The following is a 23,908-nucleotide window of genomic DNA, read 5'->3' on the forward strand; positions in this document are numbered from 1 at the left end:
TTGTGTGGAACGTTTACTTCACGCCTGCTTGTGCGTAGTCTCAGCCGCGTCATTTCCTCGCGGTTCGCAGGCGTTGCTTCAGTGCCCGGACCGGACGCCAACGCCCAAAAGGACGTATCATGTTTAATCTCATTCGTAACCCCCGCGCCCTCGCCGCGCGAATCGCAGCCCTCCTCGCATTGGTCTGGCTTGCGGCCTGTCAGCCGGGGCCGATGGGCAATTCCGGTCAGAAGATCGACACCAGCGCACCGGTCAAGGTGGCACTTCTGGTTCCGGCCGGGTCCGGCAACGCTGGCGATGAGACTCTCGCGCGGGCGCTGCAGAATGCGGCAAATCTCGCGATTCAGGATCTGCAAGGCGCACGGATCGACCTGCAGGTCTACAACACCGCCGGCAATCCGCAGCAAGCGGCCGCGATGGCCACCAAGGCCGCCGACGAGGGCGCCAAGGTCATCCTCGGCCCGGTCTATGCGCAATCGGCGAATGCCGCAGGTCTCGCGGTCGCCTCGCGCAACATCAACGTGCTGGCGTTTTCGAACAACACCAACGTCGCGGGCGGCAACGTCTTCGTGCTCGGCCCGACCTTCCAGAACACCGCCAACCGCCTCGTGAGCTTCGCCGCACGTCAGGGCAAGAAGCGGATCATGGTCGTGCATGAGCAGACCACGGCGGGCGAGATCGGCGCACAGGCGATCCAGACCGCGGTCGCACGCTCGGGCGCTTCGCTCGCAGGCGTGGCCTCCTACCCGTTCTCGCAGCAGGGCGTGGTCGATGCGACGCCGCAGATCGCAAGCCGCGTGAAGTCCGGTGACGTCGATGCGCTGTTCCTGACGGCCGATACCGCAGGCGCGCTCCCGCTGCTCACGCAGCTGATGGGCGAGCAGGGCGTGACCCCGCAGACCACGCAATATATCGGCCTGACCCGCTGGGATATTCCGCCGGCGACGCTGTCGCTGCCGGGCACCCAGAGCGGCTGGTTCGCCGAGCCCGATCCGGCGCTGCAACAGCAGTTCGTCTCGCGCTATGGTGCCGCTTACGGGCAAGCGCCCCACCCGATCGCAGGCCTCGCCTATGACGGGATTGCAGCAATCGGCGCGCTGGTGAAGTCCGGCAACCCGGATGCGCTGACCAAGCAGGGCCTGACCCAGCGTTCGGGCTTCGTGGGCGTCAACGGCGTCTTCCGCTTCCTGCCCGACGGCACCAACGAGCGCGGCCTCGCCGTGGCACAGGTCCGCAACGGCCAGGCGGTCGTGATCGACCCGGCGCCGCGCAACTTCGGCGGCTTCGGATCCTGATCCGGACCGCCCCCAAACGAAAGGGCCCGGTAAGGGACAAGATCGCGCAGTGACCCGCATGACAGACACCGCCCCGGCAGCGACCGGGGCGCCCCTCCTTCTGGATCAGCAGCGTCTGTTCGACGCGCTCGATGCAGCGACCTCCGACGCCAGCGACCCGAAAGACATCCGGGCCGCGACGGTGACATTCCTCTCCGAGGAACGCCGCGCCGCCGCCGCCGCGATCGAGGCCGATTTCGAGACCCATCCGCGCGCCGCGCGCGACACGGTCGAAGCCTATGCGCAGATGACCGACGGCATCGTCCGCTCGGTGCTCCGCATCGCGACGGAGCGCCTGCACCCCAGCGGCATCCGCACCGAGGCGGAGCGCTTCGCAGTGCTCGCCGTGGGCGGCTATGGCCGTGCCGAGATGGCGCCGCATTCCGATGTCGATCTGCTGTTTCTCACCCCATACAAGGTCACCCCGTGGGCCGAGAGCGTCATCGAGTCGATGCTCTACATGCTCTGGGATCTGAAGCTGAAGGTCGGTCACTCGTCCCGCACGCTCGACGACTGCATCCGGCTCGGGCGCGAAGACATCACGATCCGCACCGCTCTTCTCGAACATCGCTGCGTGGGCGGCGACGAGAAGCTGGCCGAGGCGCTGTCGCTACGCCTTCGTCACGATCTCTTCGAGGGCAGCGAGGCCGAGTTCATCGAGGCCAAGCTGGAGGAACGCTCGCAGCGCCACCGCCGTCAGGGCGGGCAGCGTTACGTGCTCGAACCCAATGTGAAAGAGGGCAAGGGCGGGTTGCGCGACCTGCAGACTCTCTACTGGATCGGCAAATATATCCATCACGTCGGCCGCGCCCGCGAATTGATGAAGATCGGCGCCTTCTCGCCCGAGGAATACGAGACCTTCCACGAGGCCGAGAATTACCTCTGGGCGGTGCGCTGCCACCTGCATCTGATCTCGGGCCGCGCCTCGGATCAGCTGACCTTCGACATGCAGGTCGAAGTGGCCGAGCGCATGGGCTATCGCGATCTGGCGGGCCGCCGCGCGGTCGAGGTCTTCATGCAGGATTACTTCCGCCACGCGACCGCCGTGGGCGACGTGACCCGCATCTTCCTGACCAAGCTCGAAGCGCAGCATGTGAAAAGCGCGCCGATGCTGCAGCGGATTTTCCGCAGGCGGCGCAAGCTGAAAGCCCCCTATTGCGAAGAGAACGGGCGGATAAATGTCGCCGACGAGCAGGCGTTCCTCTCCGATCCGGTAAACCTGCTGCGGCTGTTCGAGGAAGGGCTGCGCTCGGGGATGCTGATCCACCCCGACGCGATGCGGCTCGTCTCGGCCAATCTCGACCTGATCGACGACAAGGTGCGCACCAATCGCGAAGCGCAGCGCATCTTCCTCGATCTGCTGCTCAAGCACGGCAACCCGGAACGCGCGCTGCGGCGGATGAACGAACTGGGCGTGCTGGCGGCCTTCATCCCGGAATTCGAACCGATCGTCGCGATGATGCAGTTCAACATGTATCACAGCTACACGGTGGACGAGCACACGATTCAGGTCGTCTCCACGCTGGCGCAGATCGAGCGCGGCGAGCTGGTCGAGGATCTGCCGCTGTCGTCGCACATCCTCGAAGAAGGCATCAATCGCAAGGTCCTCTATGTCGCGCTGCTGGTGCACGACATCGGCAAGGGGCGACCCGAGGATCATTCGATCCTCGGCGCGAAGATCGCCCGCAAGGTCGCGCCGCGGCTGGGGCTGAACCAGGAGGATTCCGAGACCGTCGAATGGCTTGTGCGCCACCACCTGCTGATGTCCGACGTGGCGCAGAAGCGCGACCTCTCGGACCCGCGCACGATCCGCGATTTCGCCAAGCGCGTGAAGTCGCGCAAGCGGCTCGACCTGCTGACCGTTCTGACCGTCTGCGACATTCGCGGCGTCGGCCCGAATGTCTGGAACAACTGGAAAGCCACCCTGCTGCGCAAGCTGCATTCCGAGACCGCGATGGCGCTGGAGCACGGGCTGGAAGCGGTCAATCGCGAGCAGCGCACCGATGAGGCCAAGCGTGCCTTGCGCGAAGTTCTGGAGGCGGATGACAGCTGGGACAAGGCACAAATCCGCGCCGAGCTGGCCCGGCACTACGCGCCCTACTGGCAGGCGCTCGCCACGGTCAATCACGAGATCTTCGCGCGGCTCCTGCGCGATCTGGGCGATGACGAGATCCGCATCGACCTGCATCCCGATGACGATCACGACGCGACCCGCGTGAGCTTCGCGCTGGCCGATCACCCCGGCATCTTCTCGCGGCTCTCCGGCGCGCTGGCACTGGTCGGCGCGAATGTGGTCGACGCGCGCACCTATACCTCGAAGGACGGCTATGCGACCGCCGTCTTCTGGGTGCAGGATGCCGAGGGTCACCCCTATGAGGCGTCGAAGCTGACCCGGCTGCGCGGCATGATCGAGAAGACGCTGAAAGGCGAGGTCGTCGCCCGCGAGGCACTCAAGGATCGCGACAAGCTCAAGAAGCGTGAGCGCGAGTTCAAATTCCCGACCCATATCACCATCGACAACGAAGGATCGGATATCTACACGATCATCGAAGTCGATACCCGCGACCGGCCGGGCCTTCTCTACGACCTGACCCGGGCGCTGGCGTCGAACAACATCTCGATCTCCTCGGCGGTGATCGCCACCTATGGCGCGCAGGTCGTGGACAGCTTCTATGTGAAAGACATGTTCGGCCTGAAACTGCATTCCAAACCCCGCCAGGAAGCGCTCGAGAAGAAGTTGATGGACGCCATCGCGTCGGGCGCGAAACGGGCGGGCAACTGACATGAAACCAATCCGGCTGGTGCGCGGCTTCCTCACGGTGGGCGGCTGGACCATGGCGAGCCGCATCCTCGGGTTTGCGCGCGACATGATGATCGCGGCCTTCCTCGGCGCAGGCCCGGTGGCCGAGGCCTTCCTCGTGGCCTTCTCGCTGCCCAACCTGTTCCGGCGCTTCTTCGCGGAGGGCGCGTTCAACACCGCCTTCATCCCGATCTTCTCGAAGAAGCTGGAGGGCGGCGAGAACGCGAAGGGTTTTGCACGCGAGGCGATGGGGGGATTGGCCTCTGTGCTGATCTTGTTGACGCTGGTGGCCTCGGCGGCGATGCCGTGGCTGGTGCTGGCGATGGCCTCGGGTTTCGCGGGCGATGAGCGGTTCACGATCGCCACAACTTATGGCCGGATCGCCTTCCCTTACATCCTCTTCATCTCGCTGAGCGCGCTTCTGTCGGGCGTGCTGAACGCGGCGGGGCATTTCGCTGCCGCGGCCGCAGCACCCGTGCTGCTGAACGTGACCTTCGTGATCGCGATGCTCATGGCCGATCAGGCGGGCTGGCCGGTGGGCGATGCGCTGGCTTGGGCCGTGCCGGTCGCGGGCGTGGCGCAGCTTGCGCTCGTCTGGGTCGCCGCATGGCGCGCGGGTTTCAAGATCGTCCCGAAGCGCCCGCGCCTGTCGCCCGACATGAAACGCCTTGTCCGCATCGCGATCCCGGCGATGCTCGCGGGCGGCGTGGTCCAGATCAACCTGCTGGTGGGCCGTCAGGTCGCCTCGCATTTCGACGGTGCAATCGCATGGCTGAACTATGCCGACCGGCTCTATCAGCTGCCGCTGGGCGTGGTGGGCATCGCGATCGGCGTGGTGCTGCTGCCCGATCTGTCGCGCCGTTTGCGCGGCGGCGATACGGCAGGCAGCCGCTATTCCTTCTCGCGTGCGGGCGAATTCGCGCTCCTCTTCACCGTCGGCCCTGCCATAGCACTTCTGGTAGCAGCCCAGCCCATCGTCTCGGTCCTGTTCGAGCGCGGCCAGTTCTCCCACGAGGACACGATCGCCACCGCATGGGCCACCGCGATCTACGGGCTCGGCCTGCCCGCCTTCGTGCTGCAAAAGGTTCTGCAGCCCTTGTATTTCGCCCGCGAGAACACCCGCACGCCGTTCAACTACGCGCTGGTCGCGATGGTGGTGAACGCGGTACTGGCGATCGGGCTGTCCTTCGTGATCGGCTATCTCGCAGCGGCTGTCGGCACGACGCTCGCCGCCTGGGCGATGGTCGCGCAGCTCTGGCTCGGCGCGCGTCCGATGGGCGAGGCCGCGAGCTTCGATCACCGTTTCTACCGCCGCCTGCCCCGCATCGTGATCGCGGCGCTGGTGATGGGGGCTGCAATCTGGGCGGTGACCTGGGCGGTGCCGGGCGCGTTCGCCGTGCCGGGCCTGCGCGCGCTGGCACTGCTGGGGCTCGTGCTGTTCGGGATGCTCGTCTATTTCGGCACGGCTATCGCCATTGGCGCGATGCATATGGCCGATCTGAAAGGTGCGATGCGCCGCGGTCCGGGCGGGGCGTGAGGGGCTACTTTGGCACGGGGCGACCAGCCCCGGGCCGCGCCCGACCCTCCCCACGGGAGGGCGCATTGGCGATGACATCGCGGTTTCAGACGACTTTCGGGCTTGAGAGATAAAGCGCCAAGCCACTAGCGACCCGAGGCGCCCACCCGAGGCTCGGGCGCGCCCCTAAGTTCTCACCGCCGCCGCAGCCGCTGCAAGGTCCGCTGCATCCCGCCGGGTGCCACGAAGAAGCTCAGCACGAAGCCCGCGACGAACCCGACGATATCCGCGATCCAGTCGGGCCGCGCGCCGAAGATCATCGCGAAGATCAGCTGGATGCCCATCAGCGCCCCGATCAACGAAAACGCCCGCAGCTGGTTCGCATTCTCCTGCCCGAGCCGCGTCCACAAGATCCACGTGAAGGCCCCGATCAGCCCGTAATCGCCTGGATAGCCGCCATAGAGCCCGATCTGCGTAAACGGCAGCGCCGCATAGACCAGCGCGCCAAGGATCGTCGCGCCGAAGAACACGACCGCCACGGCGAGCCCCGAGAAGATCTCTCCCACCATCTTGCCCAGCGCCAAGAGGAACACGAGCACGAAGATCGCCTGCGTCACCGAGGCGTTCACGAACGGATAGGTCAGAATGCGCATCATCTGCTCGGGCGGATATTGCCCGGTATCGATCATCGCGCGCATCACCTGCGGCGAGAAGGCGAATTTCTGCAGTGCGTCGAGCCGCCAGCCCGCCGCCTGCGCCCCGCCGATCAGACCCGACTGGCCCATCGCGAAGAACAGCTCCGTCGCTATGATCGGCAGCGCCAGCAGCCAGACCACGGGCGGCAGCGGGTTCACCGGGTGTTCGTCATAACCGTCGCGCATGTCTCGCCTCTCCTGCTCACGGGCTCAGTTGCGCCCTTTGCGCTTTAGCGATAAGCGAGCGGAGAGCGGATTTCCACCCCGGGAGATCCTCAATGGCGGGCTTCCACCCCCCGCAGATCAGGAGCATCAGATGAGCGAGCAAGCGCAACCCCTCAACGCCAATTTCAAACCGCGGATCTTCTCCGGCATCCAGCCCTCTGGCGGGCTGACGCTGGGAAACTATCTGGGCGCGCTCAAGCGCTTTGCCCAGAAGCAGGACGAAGGGATCGAGACGATCTACTGCCTCGTCGACATGCACGCGATCACGGTCTGGCAAGAGCCCGAGGCATTGCGCCGCAACACCCGCGAGGCGGCTGCCGCCTTCCTCGCCTCGGGCGTCGATCCGAAACGCTCGATCCTGTTCAACCAGAGCCAGGTCTCGGCCCATGCCGAACTGGCCTGGGCGTTCAATTGCGTCGCGCGTCTGGGCTGGATGAACCGGATGACCCAGTTCAAGGACAAGGCGGGCAAGAATGCCGAGAAGGCCAGCCTCGGCCTCTACGCCTACCCCGCGCTGATGGCCGCGGATATCCTACTCTATCACGCGACGATGGTGCCGGTGGGCGAGGATCAGAAGCAGCATGTGGAGCTGACCCGCGACATCGCGGCCAAGTTCAACCATGACTACAAGACCGAGTTCTTCCCCGCCCCCGAGCCGCTGATCGAAGGCGCCGCCACCCGCGTTATGTCCCTGCGCGACGGCACCAAGAAGATGTCGAAATCCGACCCGTCGGATGCGAGCCGCATCAACCTGACCGACGATGCCGACACGATCGCCAAGAAGATCCGCAAGGCCGTGACCGACCCCGAGCCCCTGCCTTCGGATCTCGACGGGCTCAAGGACCGGGCCGAGGCGCGCAACCTCGTGAACATCTACGCCGCGCTGGCCGACATGACGCCGACGCAGGTGCTGGGCGAATATGGCGGCGAAGGCTTCGGCAAGTTCAAACCGGCGCTGGCGGAACTGGCGGTCGCGAAGCTTGCTCCGATCTCGGACGAGATGACCCGGCTGATGAACGACCCCTCCGAGATCGACAATATCCTCGGCGACGGCGCGAACCGGGCCGACGAGATCGCGCAACCGATCCTGGGCAAGACGCTCGAGATCATGGGTATGGTCCGCTCGCGTTGAGCGCGGCACGGGGGGCTGCCCCCGTCGCCGGGAATATTTTCCGAGAGCGAAGACGAGGCTGTGCGCCTACCGTCTTCGCTCTTTCGAAATATCCCGGGAGGGACAGGCCGCAAGGCCTGAGGGGGCAGCGCCCCCTGTCAGGCCAGGTCATCGCCCAGTCGCCAAATTTGATGACAAACTCGCCTAACGGTGCGTCTGGTGCATCGCGTGAGGCTTCCATCCGAGCCACCTTCGGACACAGCGCGCTTCAGTAGCGGCGAAGTCGCGCTTGTTTCCAAGATTGACGAACAGAGGTGCGCTTTGCATGGATTGTTTATCGATTTACCCAAAACGGCGTTATATTTGTAAGAAAATTCTTGAATGTGGGTCTTCCTTAAATTTTCCTTACTACGTGGCAGGAGAGGATTGGGGAGAGAAACATGTCGGAATTTTCGACATCGACTGTAAAGTCGGACCAAACGGGACCGGAACCTGTCTCAGGCATCTCCGTCGTCGTACCGATTTACAACGAAATCGAGAACATCGATCTCCTCTGCAAAGAACTCACCACAGCCCTCGAGCCGATCGGCAAACCCTACGAGATTGTCCTCGTGGATGACGGCTCGATCGACGGTAGCGGCGAGGCGCTCGCCGAAAAAGCTCGGCAGGACCAGCACCTGCGGGTGATCCGGTTCCGCCGCAACTATGGTCAAACCGCCGCGATGAAGGCCGGGCTGGATTTCGCCTCGCAGGACGCCATCGTCACCATCGACGGCGACCTGCAGAACGATCCGGCGGATATCGCGCCGATGCTGGCCAAGCTGGAGCAGGGATATGATCTCGTCCATGGCTGGCGGCGGCATCGGCAGGACGCGATGCTGAACCGCAAGTTGCCCTCAATGATCGCGAACCGGCTGATCTCGTGGAGCACGGGCTTCCCGATCCACGATCTGGGCTGCACCCTAAAGGTGATGCGGCGAGAGCTCGTCTCGGAGATCGAGCTCTACGGCGACATGCACCGGTTCATCCCGCTCCTGCTGTTCGAACGCGGCGCGCGCTGTGTCGAGATGGAGACCCATCACCGGCCGCGGCTCCATGGCGAGACGAAATACGGGATCGGCCGCACCTTCGTGGTGATCCTCGACCTGCTGACGGTGCGCTTCTTTCTGGGCAATGCCGGGCACCCGATGATGGTGTTCGGCGGGCTCGGCATCTTCAGCTTCGCGCTGTCTTTCGTCGCGACCGTGATCACCGTCATCATGAAAATCTGGGGCGGCGTCGACATGACGGGCAACCCGTTTCTCTTGCTGTCGGTCCTGTCTGCTCTAGCGGGCTTCCAGCTTCTGAGCATCGGCCTGATCGGAGAAGTTCTCGCGCGGGTCTATTTCAACCAGCGCGGACGCAAACCCTACACCGTGCGCCAATTCCTGAATTTCGAAGACGATCCCGTCGCGGCGGGGGCAGCCCGGTGACCGCGGTCGGGATGGGACGGATGCCCGCTGCCGTCGCACCGACGCCCGGCACGCTGCCAGCGGCGACATTCGACCGGCTCGCCCTCTTCGCGCTGCTCGCCGTGGCCCTCTGCCTCCGGCTTCCCTATATGACGCAACCGCTCGTCGATGTCTTCAGCTGGCGCGAGGCCAGCACGGCGATGATCGCGGAGAATTACTGGCGACACGGCTGGAACATCTTCCTTCCAGAGGTGAACTGGTCAGGGCCCGGCCCGAGTTACCAGGGCCGGGAATTCGGGCTCTACGCCTATATCGTCGCGATCCTGAACGCGCTTTTCGGGTGGCATGACTGGTTCGGCCGGATGGTCGCGACGGCGTTCGGAATGCTGACGGTCTTCGCACTGCACCGGCTCGTCGCGTTGATCTGGGACGAGCGCCACGCGCATGCGGCGGCGCTCGCCTATGCCGTGATGCCGGGCACGATCATCATCGAAACCTCGGCCCTGCCCGATCCGGCGATGCTGGCGCTGATCACCATGGGCATATGGCTCTACGCGCGCTACTGGATCACGCAGCGCGAAGGCTATCCGTTCCTGGCCGCCGCGATCTTCACGCTGGGCGCGCTGTCGAAACTGCCGGGGCTCGGCGTCGGTCTCGTCGTGCTGTGGCTGATGCTGCTCTCGCTCCGGCGTGGGGATCGCACGACCTTCCTGAGGACGCTACTCCCCCTTGCCATCGGCCTCGGAGCCATCGCTGGTTATTACGCCTGGGCGATCTACCTAGGCCGCTCCACACCTCCCTACCATGTCGCCGGCAGCGGCTACATCTGGGACCACAAGTTCTGGACTTTCGTCTCCGAAGCCTTCTACGCGCATAAACTCTGGGTCATCTCGGTCTGGGGGTTCTACGGCTATTGGTTCATGGGGCTGATCGCACTCGGCCTTTGGGTGCCGCCCGACTTCGCTAAAGAAAAGCGACGGGATCCGGGCCTGACCGGGATTCCCTATGTGTGGTTGCTGGCCGCGATCATCGTCTATCTCTGTGCCGCCAAGGAGATCAGTAACAATCCGTGGAACCTGCACGTCTTCCATGTCCCCCTAGCGATCTTCGCCGGGCGCGGTCTCATTCTCCTTGTCGAATTGGGCGGGAGCGCCTTCGCCTCTCTCACTGGCGTGGTTCGCTTGGGCTTTATCGGGGTGATACTGGCGGCCCTGGCGCAGTTTCAGACCGTGCCGCGCCTGAAAGACCCGCAAGCGGAAGAAGCTCGCCTGATGGGGCAGGCCCTCGACCGCCTGGCCGGGCCAGATGATCTCGTCGTCGCGATCAGCCCGCAGGTCGGTGACCCGATTGCCATCTATTACAGTCGCCGGAATGGCTGGACCCTGCCGCCAGGCGGCGGCGACGAGGACTGGTCGATCTTCGCCGAGGACGATGCGACACCGATCGCCCAGCTTGAGAAGATGAAGAAGCAGGGCGCGCGCTGGTTCGGAGTGACCAAAGTCTCCAAGGATCGCAAGGGGCGTCCCTTCCTGGACCATCATGCCGGGGTTGTCGCCTATCTGGACCAGACTGCGGAGCGCGCCCTGGAGACATCGGATTTCTTGATTTTCCATCTACCTTGACGCGAACAGCGGGGGCCATGGGAGGCGCGAAGACGCGCGCTGCGATGGGATCGACGACTTCGAGCCGCTCCACTATTTGGAGCGCGCGCAGTGACGCAGGGGAACGGTGTCGCCCGTGCACTACGAACGACAACGAAATTGAAGGCATCTCGCTGACAACTATCGGTCGGGCTAGGCCTCCTACCCCTTCACCACCGAGACCGCTTCGAGGATCGCATCGGCGATGTAATCCAGATCGGGCTGCTTGAGCCGCGCCGGCAGGCGGGTATCGCAGGCGCGCATTAGCATGGCGCGGGTTTTCGGCAGCTCCGGCACGTCGCCGAGGAACTGCCAGTTCCAGAAGGCGCGCGCATTGTCTTGGCTGAGACCGAAGACCTGCACGCTGACACCGTGGGCTTTCGCCTCCGATTGCAGCTTGCGGGCCTCGTCGTCGGACCATTCGCCCGCGAGGTTGAACTGCAGCGAATCCGGGGCGCGAGTTTCGGGCCCGAGGGGCGGCGGCACGTCGAGCCAGTCGCTCGTGTTCAGCCGTTCGGCGACATAGTCGTGGTTCGCGCGACCATCATTCACGCGGCGCTCCACTTCCGCGATCTGCGGGCGGATGACGGCGGCGGAGAGATTCTGCATCCGGCAGTTATAAAGCGGCAGCTTGTTCTGCCACTGCACGAAGGAATTCTGCAGCCCCGGATGCTTCTTCCAGTTATGCTCGTAGGCGCCCGACATGATCACCGCACGCGCGGCGAGTTCCGGATCGTCGGTCAGAAGGATGCCGCCTTCGCCCGCGTTAATCAGCTTGTAGGACTGGAAGGAGAGGCAGCCGATTTTGCCGATCGTGCCGATCTTCTTGCCATTCCAGAGCGTGCCGAGCGAATGCGCGGCGTCTTCGATGACCGGCACGTCCTTCTCGGCGGCCAGTTCCATGATCGCGTCCATGTCGGAGGTGTGGCCGCGCATGTGGCTGATCATCACCGCGTCGATGCTGTCGTCGAATTTCGCGCGGAAATCGTCGAGGTCGATGCGGAAATTGGAGGCGACTTCGACCAGCACCGGCACGCAATCGGCATGGACGATGGCGGAGGGGACGGCAGCGAAGGTGAAGGCCGGGACCAGCACGCGTGCCCCGCGCGGCAGGTCGAGCGCCTTCATCGACAGGAACAGCGCCTGCGAGCAGGAGGACACGGCGACCGCGTATTTCACACCCATGAATTCGGCGAATTCGGCTTCCAGCTTGGCGACCGGCGCGTCTGCGGAGGTGTAGCGGAACAGGTCCCCGCTGGTCAGGAGACGTTCGATCTCGGCTCGGGCGGCCTCGGGGATGGCCTCGGCGTCGTAGCAATTCGGGGCGGTTTGTCCGTCACGCGGCATGGCAAGATATCCTGAAACTGATATTTAGGAAAACTTACACCGTCGAGCGCCACTTCTCCAGTGACCTTTTCATGACGAAATCGAGACCGGCTTAAATCCCCAGCTTGTCGCGCATCGAGAACCACGTCATCGCGGCGACCAGAAGCGGGCTGCGCAGGAGCGAGCCGCCCGGGAAGCCCGGCACGTCAAGGCTGGCCATCAGGTCGAAGCGCTCTGCCTGGCCCGCGACGGCCTCGGCCATGATCTTGCCCGCCATCGTGCCCATCGCGACGCCATGGCCGGAAAAGCCGCTGGCCGAGAGCGCGTTTTTCAAAGGCCGCGCGAAATAGGGCATCCGGGTGCGGGTGATCGCGAGCGTGCCGCCCCAAGCGTAGTCGATCTTCACATCCGCAAGGGAAGGGTAGACCTCCAGCATCGGCTTGCGCACGGTCTGCACGATGTCGGGGAACTTGTAGCCGTAGCTTTCGCCGCCTCCGAACAGCAGGCGGTTATCGTCAGAGAGCCGCCAGTAATTCACCACGAACTTCGTGTCCGCCACGGCGATATTCTCGCGCAGCACTTCGGCGACGCGCGGCCCCAGCGGCTCTGTCGCGACGATGAAATTGTTGATCGGCATGACATGCGAGGCCACACGCGGGGCGAGGTTTCCCAGATAACCGTTGGCCGCGAAGATCAGGTGGTCGGCATCGATATGGCCATGCTCGGTCTGCACGCGCACCGGCTCGCCGGGGCGGATGTGATGGACGAGCGAGCCCTCGTGGATCGTCACGCCCAACTTCTCGCAAGCGAGCGCCAAGGCTTGGGCGAAATTCAGCGGATGCAGGTGCCCCGCGCCCCGGTCGATATCGCCACCCAGATAGGCCTCCGACGGCAGGATCGCGTGCAACGCGTCGCGCGAGAGCGGCTCCACATGATCGTAGCCGTAATCGCGGGCCAGTTTCTCCGCCATGTGATGGGAGTGCGCGACCTCGGATTGCGTCCGGCAGGCATGGGCGATGCCGGGATGGAAGGTTACGTCCATCTCGTGGCGCGCGATCAGGTCGCGGATCAGCGCCTTCGCGTCTTCGCCGATATCCCAGAGCCTGCGCGCCATCTCGGGGCCATGGGCTTTCTCCAGATCGTCCTGCTCCAGCCGCTGGCCCGAGCCCACCTGTCCGCCATTGCGGCCCGAGGCCCCGAAACCCACACGATGGGCCTCGAGAAGCCGCACCGAGTAGCCCTTCTCCGCCAGATGCAGCGCTGCCGAGAGGCCGGTGAAGCCGCCGCCCACCACGCAAACATCCGCCCGGTGGCGGCCCTTCAATTCGGGCCAGCGCCGGTCGGTCAGCGCGGTCGCGGCGTAATAGCTCGGCGCGTGCTCGCCCTTGCGGTCATTGGCGAAGAGCAGGTTCATCGCATCACACGTTCATCAGCAGATGCTCGCGCTCCCAGGGCGAGATCACCTGGAGGAATTCCTTGTATTCGTTGCGCTTGACCGCCTCGTAGACTGCGCAGAATTCCGGCCCCAGCACGTCGCGGATCGGCGCGCTTTCCGAGAACAGATCGAGCGCATCGCCCAGATTTACCGGCACGTCCTCGGCGGACATATAGGCGTCGCCCAGGCATTCGGGCTTCGGCATCTGCTTTTCCTTGAGGCCCAGATAGGCGCAGGCGAGCGAGGCGGCGAGCCCGAGATATGGGTTGCAATCCATCCCCGCCAGACGGTTCTCGATCCGTCGCGCCGCCGGGCCGGAGATCGGCACCCGCAGGCCTGTCGTGCGGTTGTCGCGCCCCCATTCGAGATTTATGGGCGCGGCGAAATCCGGCACATAGCGGCGATAGCTGTTCACGTAGGGCGCCAACAGCGCGATCACTGCGGGCAGGTGCGTCTGCAGCCCCGCGATGCAATGCAGGAAGGCTTCCGTCTCGCCGCCATTCTTGTCCGAGAAGATGTTCTGGCCGGTCTTGGTGTCGATCACCGACTGGTGGATATGCATGGCCGAGCCCGGCTCGCCCTCGATCGGTTTCGCCATGAAGGTGGCGAAACAATCCTGACGCAGGGCGGCCTCGCGGATCAGCCGCTTGAAGTAGAAAATCTGATCGGCCAGTTCGACCGGGTCGCCATGGGCGAGGTTGATCTCGATCTGCCCGGCGCCGCCTTCCTGCAGGATGCCGTCGATCTCGAAGCCCTGAAGCTCGGCGAAATCGTAGATGTCGTCGATGACCTTGCCGTATTCATCGACCGCCGACATCGAATAGGCCTGTTTCGCCGCCGCCCGACGACCCGAGCGCCCCATCGGCGGGATGATCGGCTGGTTCGGGTCGGTATTGCGCGCAACGAGGAAGAATTCCATCTCGGGGGCGACGACCGGCACCCAGCCCTCGGCCTCATAGAGCGCGAGCACGCGCTTGAGGACATTGCGCGGCGCGATCGGCACCGGGTTGCCCTGCTGGTCCTCGACGTCATGGATGATCTGCAAGGTCCAGTCCGCCGTCCATGGCGCGGCCGTCGCGGTCGAGAAATCGGGCGTCAGGATCATGTCCGGTTCGGTGAAAGCGCCCGAGGGGTTGTCCGTCCATTCGCCGGTGATCGTCTGCAGGAAGATCGAGTTCGGCAGGAAAAAGCGATCCTGAAACTTGAATTTCGACGCGGGCATCGCCTTGCCCCGCGCGACCCCTGCAATATCGGCGACAATGCACTCCACTTCGTCGAGACGCCGACCCTCGATGTAATCGCGTGCGGCCTGCGGGATACGGTCGGTCCAGTCCTTCATGTCGCTCATCGGTCAGCTTTCCGGGTGCGCGGGCACCCTTGTCTTGAGGAAGAAATCGGCGATGCGCTCGGCGATCCGGGACGCGCCGTTGGGCTGCCCGAGCCGCTTGCGGGCGGCCTGCATCAGGTCATCGGGCACGACGCCGCGCCCGCGTGTATCCATCAGCCCTTCGACGAATGCGTCGGGAAATTCGGGGTGGGGCTGGACGGTGAAGATCGTGTCGCCATAGGCAAGCGCGGGGTAGGCGCAGAAATCATTTTCGGCGATCGTGGTCGCGCCCGGCGGCAGCTCGGTCACCTGATCCTGATGCCATGCGTTGAGCGCGATCACCTCGCCGCCGAAATCGTAATCCTGCGGGCCCACGGCCCAGCCGCCGGAGAATTTCTCGACCTTGCCGCCAAGCGCCTGCGCGATGATCTGATGGCCGAAACAGATGCCCACCATCGGCACGGCCTCGGCATGGGCGTCGCGAATGAACGCCTCGAGCGGCTTGATGAAAGGATGATCCTCATAGGCGCCGTGACGCGAGCCGGTGATCAGCCAGCCGTCGCAGTCATGCACGTCTTTCGGGAAGTGCATATGCTCGACGTCGTAGCGTTGGAATTCGAGGCCGCGCCCGGCGAGCAGCGCTTCGAACATGTCAGGATAGTCGCCCGCCTTGTCGCGCAGAACGTCGGGGGATTGGCCGGTTTGGAGGATGCCGATACGCATGGGAGGTCCGCTCGTAAGCTCTTGTTGCCGAAGCGTAGTGCGGGCCGTGGGCGGCGGCAAGGGGGCGCCGCCCCCAGGCGCGTGCTGCGCCTCCCCCGGGATATTTGCGCCAAGAGGAAGATGCGTTTCGGCTTGGTCGAAATATCCCGGGGGAGGGCGAAAGCCCGAGGGGGCAGAGCCCCCTTCTCAGCCCGCCATCACGCGCGGATAGTCGATCTTCGGGCAGCGGTTCATCACGACCTTCACGCCCTGCCCGCGGGCTTTCTCGGCGGCGGCGTCATGCGATACGCCAAGCTGCATCCAGATCGTCTTGAGATGCGGCAGATGCGCCAAGGCCTCGTCCACGACCTCCGGCACCGCCTCGGAGCGACGGAACACGTCGACCATGTCCACAGCAATCTCGTCGGGGATCGCGCCGAGATCGGCATAGACCGGCTCGCCCAGCAACTCCTGCCCGGCAAGGCCGGGATTGACCGGGATCACACGGTAGCCCTTGGACTGCAGAAACCGCGCCACATCGTAAGAGGGGCGCTCGGGCTTGTGCGACATGCCGACCACGGCGATCACCTTCGCATTGCCAAGGATGTCGCGAATCTCGTCTTGCATCTGAAACCTCTTCTTTTTCGCAGCCCTCTAAGAAAAATGCGCCCGAGCCTTAAAGGCTGGGCGCAACAGTGGCGGAACGAGGGACAGTGAACTAGAGACGCGGCGGTTCCGAAGCTGCGCCTCTGACAGTGACATAGGAACGCATCTCACAGGTTTTAAGGTCCATACCCTCATGATCGCGATTTTGTGACCGTCAGCGGCTTGCGGATGCGTAAAGAGACACTGCGGCGGCGTTCGACACGTTGAGCGACCCGAATTCGCCCGCGAAGGGGATTCGCACCAGACGGTCGCAGGTCTCGCGGGTCTTCTCGCGCAGGCCCGGCCCTTCGGCCCCCAGAACCAGCGCCACCGGCTCCATTCCCGCCTCGGACAGCCCGTCTTCGAGCGACATCGTGGCTTCACCCGCAAGCCCGATCAGCCGGAAGCCCATACCGCGCAACTCCTCCATCGCGTCGGAGAGGTTCTTCACCCGCAGATAGGGCTGACGCTCCAGCGCGCCGGACGCGGTTTTCGCCAGCGCCCCGGTCTCGGGCGCGGAATGGCGATGCGGCGCGATCACGGCAGCCGCGCCGAAGACCTCGGCCGAGCGCAGGATCGCGCCCACGTTATGGGGATCGGTCACCCGGTCGAGCAGCACCACGCGGCGCGCATCGTAGCAGACATCCTTCAGCGCGCCCCAATCGAGCGGTTTCACCTCGAGCGCCGCACCCTGGTGGACGGAATCGGTCGAGATCGGCACGAATTTGTCGAACTTCCGCACATCGACGATCTCGGGCTCCATGCCGGACACCGCGATCGCCTCGGCCAGCTTGTCGGCGGCGTTCTTGGAGCAGACCAGCCGAAGCCGCTCGCGCATCGGGTTTTGCAGCGCGTCGCGCACCGCATGGAGGCCGAAGAGCCACACGGTCTCGGCGGCCGCAGCGCGCTTGGCACGTTCCTTTTCGATCACCCAGACTGGCTTTTTCATTGCGGGTCTCCTTTGGCCCCTACCTGCGCGGAATGGCCTCGTTTGGCAAGCTCTGATCCGGGGAGCAATTTTTCGGCAAACTCTCTCTTGACGCCTCCCGCCCCCTTTTGTATCTCCCGCCCAGCGTCGGGTGACGTGCTGCAAGGTGCGGCAGCGGACTGTAACTCCGCCGGGGCGACCCACGCCTGGTTCGATTCCAGGGTCACCCACCACTTCCCCCTCTCAGGAACTGGTGACACGCGGCTCCCACGGGGGCCGCTGCGTCGAATAACGCGCATTCGCTGCGCCGTTTACTGCAGCACCGCTTTACGTTTGAACCGCGCTTCTTCCGAACTTCCGTCGTCGTAGATCAGCTTCACCCGCACCTCGGAGACCGAGCCCTGCGGCTGGCTGACATAGACATTATCGCCCGAGATCGCGTTGGGCTGGGCCGTGCCCTCGTGGCACTTCTCCATCTTGAACGACTTGCTCGGCGGCGCGCCGTTGAAACCATAGCGAATCTCGCTCAACCCACAGCGCCACGCCAGAAGATGGGTGAAATAGACCAGATCCTTCCCGCCATATTCCCGGATCGCGACCCAGGAATCGCGGGTCATGCCGAGAATCGGGCGCACTTCGGCGGCGGTGGTGAAATTCTGCGCGCTCGCCGGGCCGCTCAACGCGAGGCCACACAGCGCCAGCGCTGCTAACTTGCTTATCCGTATCACCTTTTACCCCTGAGCTTTCTCGCTATACTGCACCAAACCCTCCGACAGGCAGCAGTATGGCGGCGAACCCCCGGACTTCACAACCCTTCAACGTCTTCTGTGTTGCACAGGCGGGACGGCTGGAATTCGAGGCAATTCTTTTCGCGCTGAGCTTTCGCGCGGCCAATCCGGATTTCAAAGGGCGCCTTCTGGTGGCCGAACCGCAGCCCGGGCCGCGCTGGTCCGACGAAACGCGGATCTCCGGGCCGGTCCGGGCGCTGCTGGAAAATGCGGGTGCAGAGATCGTGCCCTTCGAGTCGAAGGTTTTCGGCCAATCCTATCCCTATGGCAACAAGATCGAGGCGCTGGCCGCCCTGCCCGAAGGCGAGCCCTTCGTCTTTTTCGACACCGATACGGTCTTCACTGGACCGCTGTCGCAGGTGGGCTTCGATTTCGACCGCCCCTCGGCGTCGATGCGCCGCACCGGCACATGGCCCGAACCGCCGCTATATGGTCCGGGCTACGCGGGCATCTGGAAATCGCTCTACGACAAGTTCGGGCTCGACGGGTTCGACGAGACGCTCGATCAGAGCCAGCCGGACGAATATTGGCGGCGCTACATGTATTTCAACGCGGGCTGGTTCTTCGGCGCCGACCCGGTCGAATTCGGCGCGCGCTTCCTGCGCTATGCAAGCGAGATCCGCGACGATGCCCCCGATGAACTGGCCTGCCAGTCGCTCGACCCGTGGCTCGATCAGGTGGCCCTGCCGCTGGTGATCCACAGCTTCGGCGGCGGGCGTCCGGGGCCGGAGCTCGATGGGCTCGACGGCGAGATCACCTGCCATTACCGCGCCCTGCCGCTGATGTATGCGCGCGAAAGCGACACCGTGATCGACACGGTCGAAGAGCTGACCGCCCCGAACAAGGTCAAGAAGGTGCTGAAGGCCTACGAGCCTGCGAAAAAGCTGATCTATCAGGGCAAGGGCCGCAAACTCCGCACGATCATCGCCGAAGAAGGGATGCCGCGCCACGAGAAGGCCCTGCGCAACCGGATCAAGCGCGCGAAGCTCTGGATGCGCTGAGCCGCGCGAGCTGCCCCTCCCATCACCGAAAACGAATGTGTTTGTCGGCCTCCCCCGGTCCCGCTAACGTCTCGGCGAGAGAAGAGGAGCCCCAAACCATGTCCGACTACGCTTTCGACACCTTGCAAATTCATGCGGCCGCCGAGCCCGATCCCGCGACCGGCGCGGTGCAGGTGCCGATTTACCAGACCACATCCTACGCCTTCAAAGACGCCGACCACGCGGCGCGGCTGTTCAACCTCGAAGAAGTGGGCTTCATCTATTCGCGCTTGACCAACCCGACGGTGATGAAACTGGCCGAGCGCGTCGCGGCGCTGGAAGGTGCTGCGGGCGGGGTCACCTGCTCCTCGGGTCATGCGGCGCAGATCATGGCGCTCTTCCCGCTGATGGGACCGGGGCTGAACATCGTGGCCTCGACGCGGCTCTATGGCGGCTCGATCACCCAGTTCAGCCACACGATCAAGCGCTTCGGCTGGTCCTGCACCTTCGTCGATTTCGACGATCTCGACGCGCTAGAAGCGGCGGTGGACGAGAACACCCGCGCGATCTTCTGCGAGTCGATCTCGAATCCGGGCGGCTACATCACCGACCTTCCGGCGGTGGCGAAACTGGCCGACAAGGTCGGCCTGCCGCTGATCGTCGACAACACGCTGGCCACCCCCTACCTGTGCCGCCCGATCGAGCATGGCGCGACGCTCGTCGTCCACTCGCTGACGAAATACATGACCGGCAACGGCACCGTCACCGGCGGCTGCGTCGTCGATAGCGGCAAGTTCGACTGGTCGGCGAGCGGCAAGTTCCCCTCGCTGAGCGAACCCGAACCCGCCTATCACGGGCTGAAGTTCCACGAGGCGCTGGGGCCGATGGCCTTTACCTTCCACTCGATCGCGGTGGGGCTGCGCGATCTCGGCATGACAATGAACCCGCAAGGCGCGCATTACACGCTGATGGGGATCGAGACGCTGAGCCTGCGGATGGACAAGCACAACGCCAATGCCAAGGCCGTGGCCGAATGGCTCGAGAAGGATCCGCGCATCGACTACGTGACCTATGCCGGGCTGGAAAGCTCGCCCTGGCACGAGCGGATGAAGACCATCTCGCCGAAAGGTGCAGGCGGGCTGTTCACCGTCGCGGTGAAGGGCGGCTACGACGCCTGCGTGAAGCTGGTGAACAATCTCAAGCTGTTCAGCCATGTCGCGAACCTGGGCGATGCGCGCTCGCTGATCATCCATTCGGCCTCGACCACGCACCGCCAACTGACCGAGGCGCAGCAAATCGCCGCAGGGGCCGCGCCGAACGTGGTGCGCCTGTCGATCGGGATCGAGAACGTGGACGATCTGATCGCCGATCTCGATCAGGCGCTGAGCGCCGCAACCAGCTGATAACAAACATGGCGCGCCGCGATACCGGCGCGCCATTCAAATCGCCTCTCATTGCATTTCGAACATTTCTTCCGGCGCTGCCTGCGGCTGCGCCGTCAAAACGGTGGAAAACCGGCAATTGCCCGCTTCGCATCAGTCGCGGCGCTTTTCAGAAGATCGAATCTCCTTTACGAAGATGTGAAGACTTGGACCGGACCGCCCCGAGGCGCGCGCAGTACCCATGAAACCCGATTTTGCATTGATCCTCTCGCATGATGGCATCGCTCTGGTGCACCGCGCGAAAGAGGGCTGGACGCTTCTGGGCGAGGCCGCGCTCGAAGGCGATGACCCCATGGCCGAGGTCACAGCCCTGCGCGACAAGGCACGGGCGCAGGCGCCGCGCGGCTTCACCTCGAAGCTCGTGCTGCCGGATACGCAGATCCTCTACACCGCGATCTATGCCCCCGGCCCCAGCCCGGCGCAGCGCAAGACCCAGATCGAGACGGCGCTGGAGGGCATGACGCCCTACCCGGTCAGCGAGCTGGTCTACGATTTCGCGGGCCCCGGCCAGACCGTGCAGGTCGCCGTGATCGCGCGCGAGACGCTGAAGGAAGCCGAGAACTTCGCGCAGGAGAACGGCTTCAACCCGGTCAGCTTCGTGGCCGCCCCCGAGCCCGGCGATTTTCCCGGCGAGCCGCATTTCGGTCTCACCTCTTCGGTCGCGCAGCACATCCCCGAAGGCGCGCATGTCGAGCCCGACAAATCCGCGCTGATCGTGGCCGTCGATCTGTCCGAGGACGCGACCGAGGCGTCGGCGGAGGCCGTGATGCCGGAGGCCTCCCCCGCTGAGGCGGACCCCGCCGACACGCAAAGCGACATGGCGGAGCTTGCCGACGATAGCGCGGTCTCGGAAACCGAACTGGCCGAATTGAGCGCCTTGGACCAGCCGACGGAAGCAGCTTCGACGGAGGAGCCCGAGGCCACGCTGCCGGAAGAGCCGGGCGAATTCTCCGATCTGCTCGCGGCCTCTGAGGCTGAAACGGATGCGCAAGATACGGGTGCGCCCGAAACCCCAAGCGACGACACGCCCGGCGCGGAAAGCCCCGCCGCCAAGGCTGCCGAAGCGGTCGCGACTGGCGAAGTCGCCCCCGAGGAAACCGAGGCGACGGAGGCGGTCGAGCTCGCCGCGACCGAGCCGAACGATACGGCCATTGATGACGCCGAGGCTGGCGTTGAGCCCTCGGACGCGTCGCTGGCCGCGGCGGGCCTTGCCGCCACCCCCGCCGTGCCCGACACCGCAGAGCCCGACGCAAAGCCCGAGGAGGCGAATTCCAGCGCGAAGGACGAAGGCCACGATACAGCCGAGGATGACGACGACGATCTGCCGAAATCCGATGCCAGCGTGATCGCCGCCGCTTTCGCCTCGCGCCGGGATCACACGACCACCGTGAGCGTGAACGAGACGTCCCCGCGCCTCGGCGGAGCCACCCGGCTCCACCCTCAGCCCGATCGCAGCGAGATCGCCGCGGGCAGCGCCAAGATCACGGCGCCGAGCCTCGATTTCGACGAGCCCGATCCGCGTTTTGAGCCGAAAGCGGCTCCGAAAGCCGGAGCGAAAGGGGCCAAACCCGTGGGCGCCGCGGCACGCAAGGGCATCGGCGGCGTGGGCGCGCTTGGCGCGAAACCCGCGACATCGCTGCTGCGCAAGGAGGCGAAGGACGGGCCGGATCCGAGCACCGCGACCCCGGCCCCCATCGTCGAGAGCGCGCAGGACAAGACCGTTTTCGGCGGCACCAAGCGGCCCATGACCGGCGGCAAGCCGCGCCATCTCGGGCTGATGCTCACCGGTGCGCTGGTGCTGGTTCTGGCGATTATCGCGCTCTGGACCACCCTGCTCGACGATCCCGCACCCGCCGATGCGCCGATGGACGCCATCGCCGAAGCGCCCGCCCCGGATGCTGATGCCGCGCCCGAGCAGACTGCACTCGCACCGGCCACGCCCGACACGAGTGCGGCGCCCGAGGCCGCAGAGCCGGACTTGCAGGCGCAAGCCGACGCTGAGGCCGAACAGCCTGCCGCCGAGAGCGATCAGGTCGCGACGCTCGCCCCTGCCGATGAGCAGCCCGCTCCAGCCGCGCAAAGCGACGAAGGCTCCACGGCCGCAACGGACGACACCGCCCCGGCGGACGAGGCGACTCCCGCCGAGACCGGCACCGAGACGGCGGCAACTGAGCAGCCTACCGATGCGCAGCCAGCCGACACGGCCATGGCAGACCAGCCCGCAGATACGCAGCCGACCGCTCCCGACGCCGCGGCAGACACGACCGCTGACACCGCACCGAATGCGCAGGCAGCGGCAACGGAGAGCACGCCTGACACCCAAGCAGACACGGTGACCAGCGACGCCCCGCAGAGCGACGCAACCGAGCCCCCCGCGACCGAGGCGCAAACCGCGACCACCGAGACGCAGCCCTCCGACCTGCCGGCCTTCACCGCGACGCCACTCGATCCGCCAAGCGCCGAAACGCTGACGCCGGACACCCCGCCCGTCACGCCGACGGAGGACGGGGTCGAGATGCCGGGCGGCTTCACGCTTTTCGCGGGTGAGCCCGACGTCACACCGGGCTCCCGCCCCGAAGCGGTCGCGCAGGCCTATGCCGCGACGCAGCCGGTCACGCCGGAAGGCACGCTGGGCGCGATCCCGTCGCTCTCGGGCTTCCGTCCGGCCAGCCGCCCCGAGGACCTCACCGGTGCGGCCCCCGCGCCGGAGCAGACCGATCCCGCCGCGCAGGCCGATCCGAACGATCAAGGCGCGCTCGACCCGGCGCTGCAGCCCAATCCCGAACTTCAGACCACGCGCCCGACGGCCCGGCCCGACGCCGTGACCAAACTCGCCGCGACGCAGGCCCCCGCTTCGGAATCCGCTGCGGTCGCGAACCCCGACCTCGCCGCGCTCCGCCCGGAACGTCGCCCGACCTCGATCCAGGACGCGGTCGCGGCAGCGGTGCAGGCGCAAGACGACGCCGTCGCCGAGAACACCGATCCCTTCGCGGGCGCGACCGCTCTGGCCGTGGCGCGCTCTGCCACCCCGCCGACGAAGCCGCGCAATTTCTCGCGCTCGGTCGAGAAGGCGCTGGCCGCCGCGATTGCCGCCGAACCCGCCCCGTCGGTCGCCGCAGCCGCCGCGCGCGCCCCGGTCGCGACACCCGTGCCCGACCCGAGGCCCGCCGATCTCGACGAGCCCGAGCCCACCGCCGCGCCGCCGCGCCTGCCGACTTCGGCCTCCGTGGCCCGGCAGGCGACCGAGGAGAACGTGATCAACCTGCGCAAGATCAACCTGATCGGGCTTTACGGCTCGTCCTCGAACCGGCGCGCACTGGTGCGGCTGTCGAATGGGCGTTTCGTGAAAGTGGGGGTGGGCGACCGGCTGGATGGCGGGCGCGTGACGCAGATCGGCTCCAACGCGCTGACCTACAAGAAAGGGTCGCGCAACCTGACGTTGAAGCTGCTGCAAGGCGGCTAAACGCGCCCGGCGCAACCATTCTTCCCCCTGCGCTCTTGCGTACGGCCCGCGCTGAACTACGCTGGTAAGAAGCCGCGTCGCGCGCCTTCCCCGCGCACCC

General features: G+C 65.3%; 17 protein-coding genes and 1 tRNA gene. 10 read left to right on the forward strand and 8 right to left on the reverse strand.

Features of this window, described 5'->3' with window-relative positions:
- The first annotated feature begins 119 nt into the window (after positions 1–119).
- The 3 genes from AXZ77_RS15660 to murJ are packed head-to-tail and all read left to right on the forward strand — an operon-like array spanning position 120 to position 5,671.
- Positions 120–1,295, forward strand: a complete 1,176-nt coding sequence (locus tag AXZ77_RS15660) for a penicillin-binding protein activator (protein WP_098411871.1) — start codon at positions 120–122, stop codon at positions 1,293–1,295.
- Between the two features lie 58 nt (positions 1,296–1,353).
- Positions 1,354–4,116: a [protein-PII] uridylyltransferase gene (locus AXZ77_RS15665; protein WP_098412579.1), complete on the forward strand. Its 2,763-nt coding sequence runs from the start codon at positions 1,354–1,356 to the stop codon at positions 4,114–4,116.
- Position 4,117: 1 nt separating this feature from the next.
- Positions 4,118–5,671 (forward strand): murein biosynthesis integral membrane protein MurJ, encoded by a 1,554-nt coding sequence (gene murJ, locus AXZ77_RS15670; RefSeq protein ID WP_098411872.1) that lies wholly within the window; start codon positions 4,118–4,120, stop codon positions 5,669–5,671.
- A 173-nt stretch (positions 5,672–5,844) separates the two neighbouring features.
- Here murJ and AXZ77_RS15675 read toward each other — a convergent pair whose 3' ends face one another.
- The gene (locus AXZ77_RS15675; protein WP_098411873.1) at positions 5,845–6,531 is read right to left on the reverse strand and encodes a rhomboid family intramembrane serine protease; all 687 of its coding nucleotides are present in this window, start codon (positions 6,529–6,531) and stop codon (positions 5,845–5,847) included.
- Between the two features lie 130 nt (positions 6,532–6,661).
- On the opposite strand from AXZ77_RS15675, the gene trpS reads away from it, so the two are divergent.
- The 3 genes from trpS to AXZ77_RS15690 all read left to right on the forward strand — a co-directional run bounded on the left by trpS (position 6,662) and on the right by AXZ77_RS15690 (position 10,754).
- Positions 6,662–7,702 (forward strand): tryptophan--tRNA ligase, encoded by a 1,041-nt coding sequence (gene trpS / locus AXZ77_RS15680; RefSeq protein WP_098411874.1) that lies wholly within the window; start codon positions 6,662–6,664, stop codon positions 7,700–7,702.
- Positions 7,703–8,121: 419 nt separating this feature from the next.
- Positions 8,122–9,153, forward strand: a complete 1,032-nt coding sequence (locus tag AXZ77_RS15685) for a glycosyltransferase family 2 protein (RefSeq protein ID WP_098411875.1) — start codon at positions 8,122–8,124, stop codon at positions 9,151–9,153.
- A gap of 20 nt (positions 9,154–9,173) precedes the next feature.
- Entirely contained in the window at positions 9,174–10,754 is a 1,581-nt protein-coding gene (locus AXZ77_RS15690) for a glycosyltransferase family 39 protein (protein ID WP_176536057.1), read from the forward strand.
- A 180-nt stretch (positions 10,755–10,934) separates the two neighbouring features.
- Here AXZ77_RS15690 and AXZ77_RS15695 read toward each other — a convergent pair whose 3' ends face one another.
- From AXZ77_RS15695 to rlmB, 6 genes are all read right to left on the reverse strand, one after another.
- A complete protein-coding gene (locus tag AXZ77_RS15695) occupies positions 10,935–12,119 on the reverse strand; it encodes a DegT/DnrJ/EryC1/StrS aminotransferase family protein (RefSeq protein ID WP_098411877.1) in 1,185 nt (394 codons plus the stop codon).
- 91 nt (positions 12,120–12,210) lie between these two features.
- Positions 12,211–13,512 (reverse strand): FAD-binding oxidoreductase, encoded by a 1,302-nt coding sequence (locus tag AXZ77_RS15700; protein WP_098411878.1) that lies wholly within the window; start codon positions 13,510–13,512, stop codon positions 12,211–12,213.
- Positions 13,513–13,516: 4 nt separating this feature from the next.
- Positions 13,517–14,872 carry a glutamine synthetase family protein gene (locus AXZ77_RS15705; RefSeq protein WP_098412580.1) on the reverse strand — a complete coding sequence of 452 codons (1,356 nt, stop codon included), beginning with the start codon at positions 14,870–14,872 and terminating at the stop codon, positions 13,517–13,519.
- A 12-nt stretch (positions 14,873–14,884) separates the two neighbouring features.
- Positions 14,885–15,583 (reverse strand): type 1 glutamine amidotransferase, encoded by a 699-nt coding sequence (locus AXZ77_RS15710; protein WP_098411879.1) that lies wholly within the window; start codon positions 15,581–15,583, stop codon positions 14,885–14,887.
- Between the two features lie 186 nt (positions 15,584–15,769).
- Complete coding sequence (locus AXZ77_RS15715; protein WP_098411880.1) at positions 15,770–16,189, reverse strand: CoA-binding protein; 420 nt, start codon at positions 16,187–16,189, stop codon at positions 15,770–15,772.
- 193 nt (positions 16,190–16,382) lie between these two features.
- Positions 16,383–17,156 (reverse strand): 23S rRNA (guanosine(2251)-2'-O)-methyltransferase RlmB, encoded by a 774-nt coding sequence (rlmB, locus tag AXZ77_RS15720; RefSeq protein WP_098411881.1) that lies wholly within the window; start codon positions 17,154–17,156, stop codon positions 16,383–16,385.
- Positions 17,157–17,284: 128 nt separating this feature from the next.
- Here rlmB and AXZ77_RS15725 point away from each other — a divergent pair.
- Positions 17,285–17,368: transfer RNA gene (locus AXZ77_RS15725), tRNA-Tyr, on the forward strand.
- A gap of 78 nt (positions 17,369–17,446) precedes the next feature.
- Here the strand turns inward: AXZ77_RS15725 and AXZ77_RS15730 are convergent.
- A complete protein-coding gene (locus AXZ77_RS15730) occupies positions 17,447–17,863 on the reverse strand; it encodes a hypothetical protein (RefSeq protein WP_255266518.1) in 417 nt (138 codons plus the stop codon).
- Between the two features lie 56 nt (positions 17,864–17,919).
- Between AXZ77_RS15730 and AXZ77_RS15735 the strand changes: the two genes are divergently transcribed.
- The 3 genes from AXZ77_RS15735 (at position 17,920) to AXZ77_RS15745 (ending at position 23,808) form a co-directional block, all read left to right on the forward strand.
- Positions 17,920–18,924, forward strand: coding sequence for a hypothetical protein (locus tag AXZ77_RS15735; protein ID WP_098411882.1), 1,005 nt, complete (start codon positions 17,920–17,922; stop codon positions 18,922–18,924).
- 98 nt (positions 18,925–19,022) lie between these two features.
- Entirely contained in the window at positions 19,023–20,306 is a 1,284-nt protein-coding gene (locus tag AXZ77_RS15740) for an O-acetylhomoserine aminocarboxypropyltransferase/cysteine synthase family protein (protein WP_078520518.1), read from the forward strand.
- A gap of 220 nt (positions 20,307–20,526) precedes the next feature.
- Positions 20,527–23,808 (forward strand): hypothetical protein, encoded by a 3,282-nt coding sequence (locus AXZ77_RS15745; RefSeq protein ID WP_098411883.1) that lies wholly within the window; start codon positions 20,527–20,529, stop codon positions 23,806–23,808.
- The last annotated feature ends 100 nt before the right edge of the window (positions 23,809–23,908 follow it).

It is taken from the genome of Thioclava sp. ES.031, from assembly GCF_002563775.1.
GTDB lineage: Bacteria > Pseudomonadota > Alphaproteobacteria > Rhodobacterales > Rhodobacteraceae > Thioclava.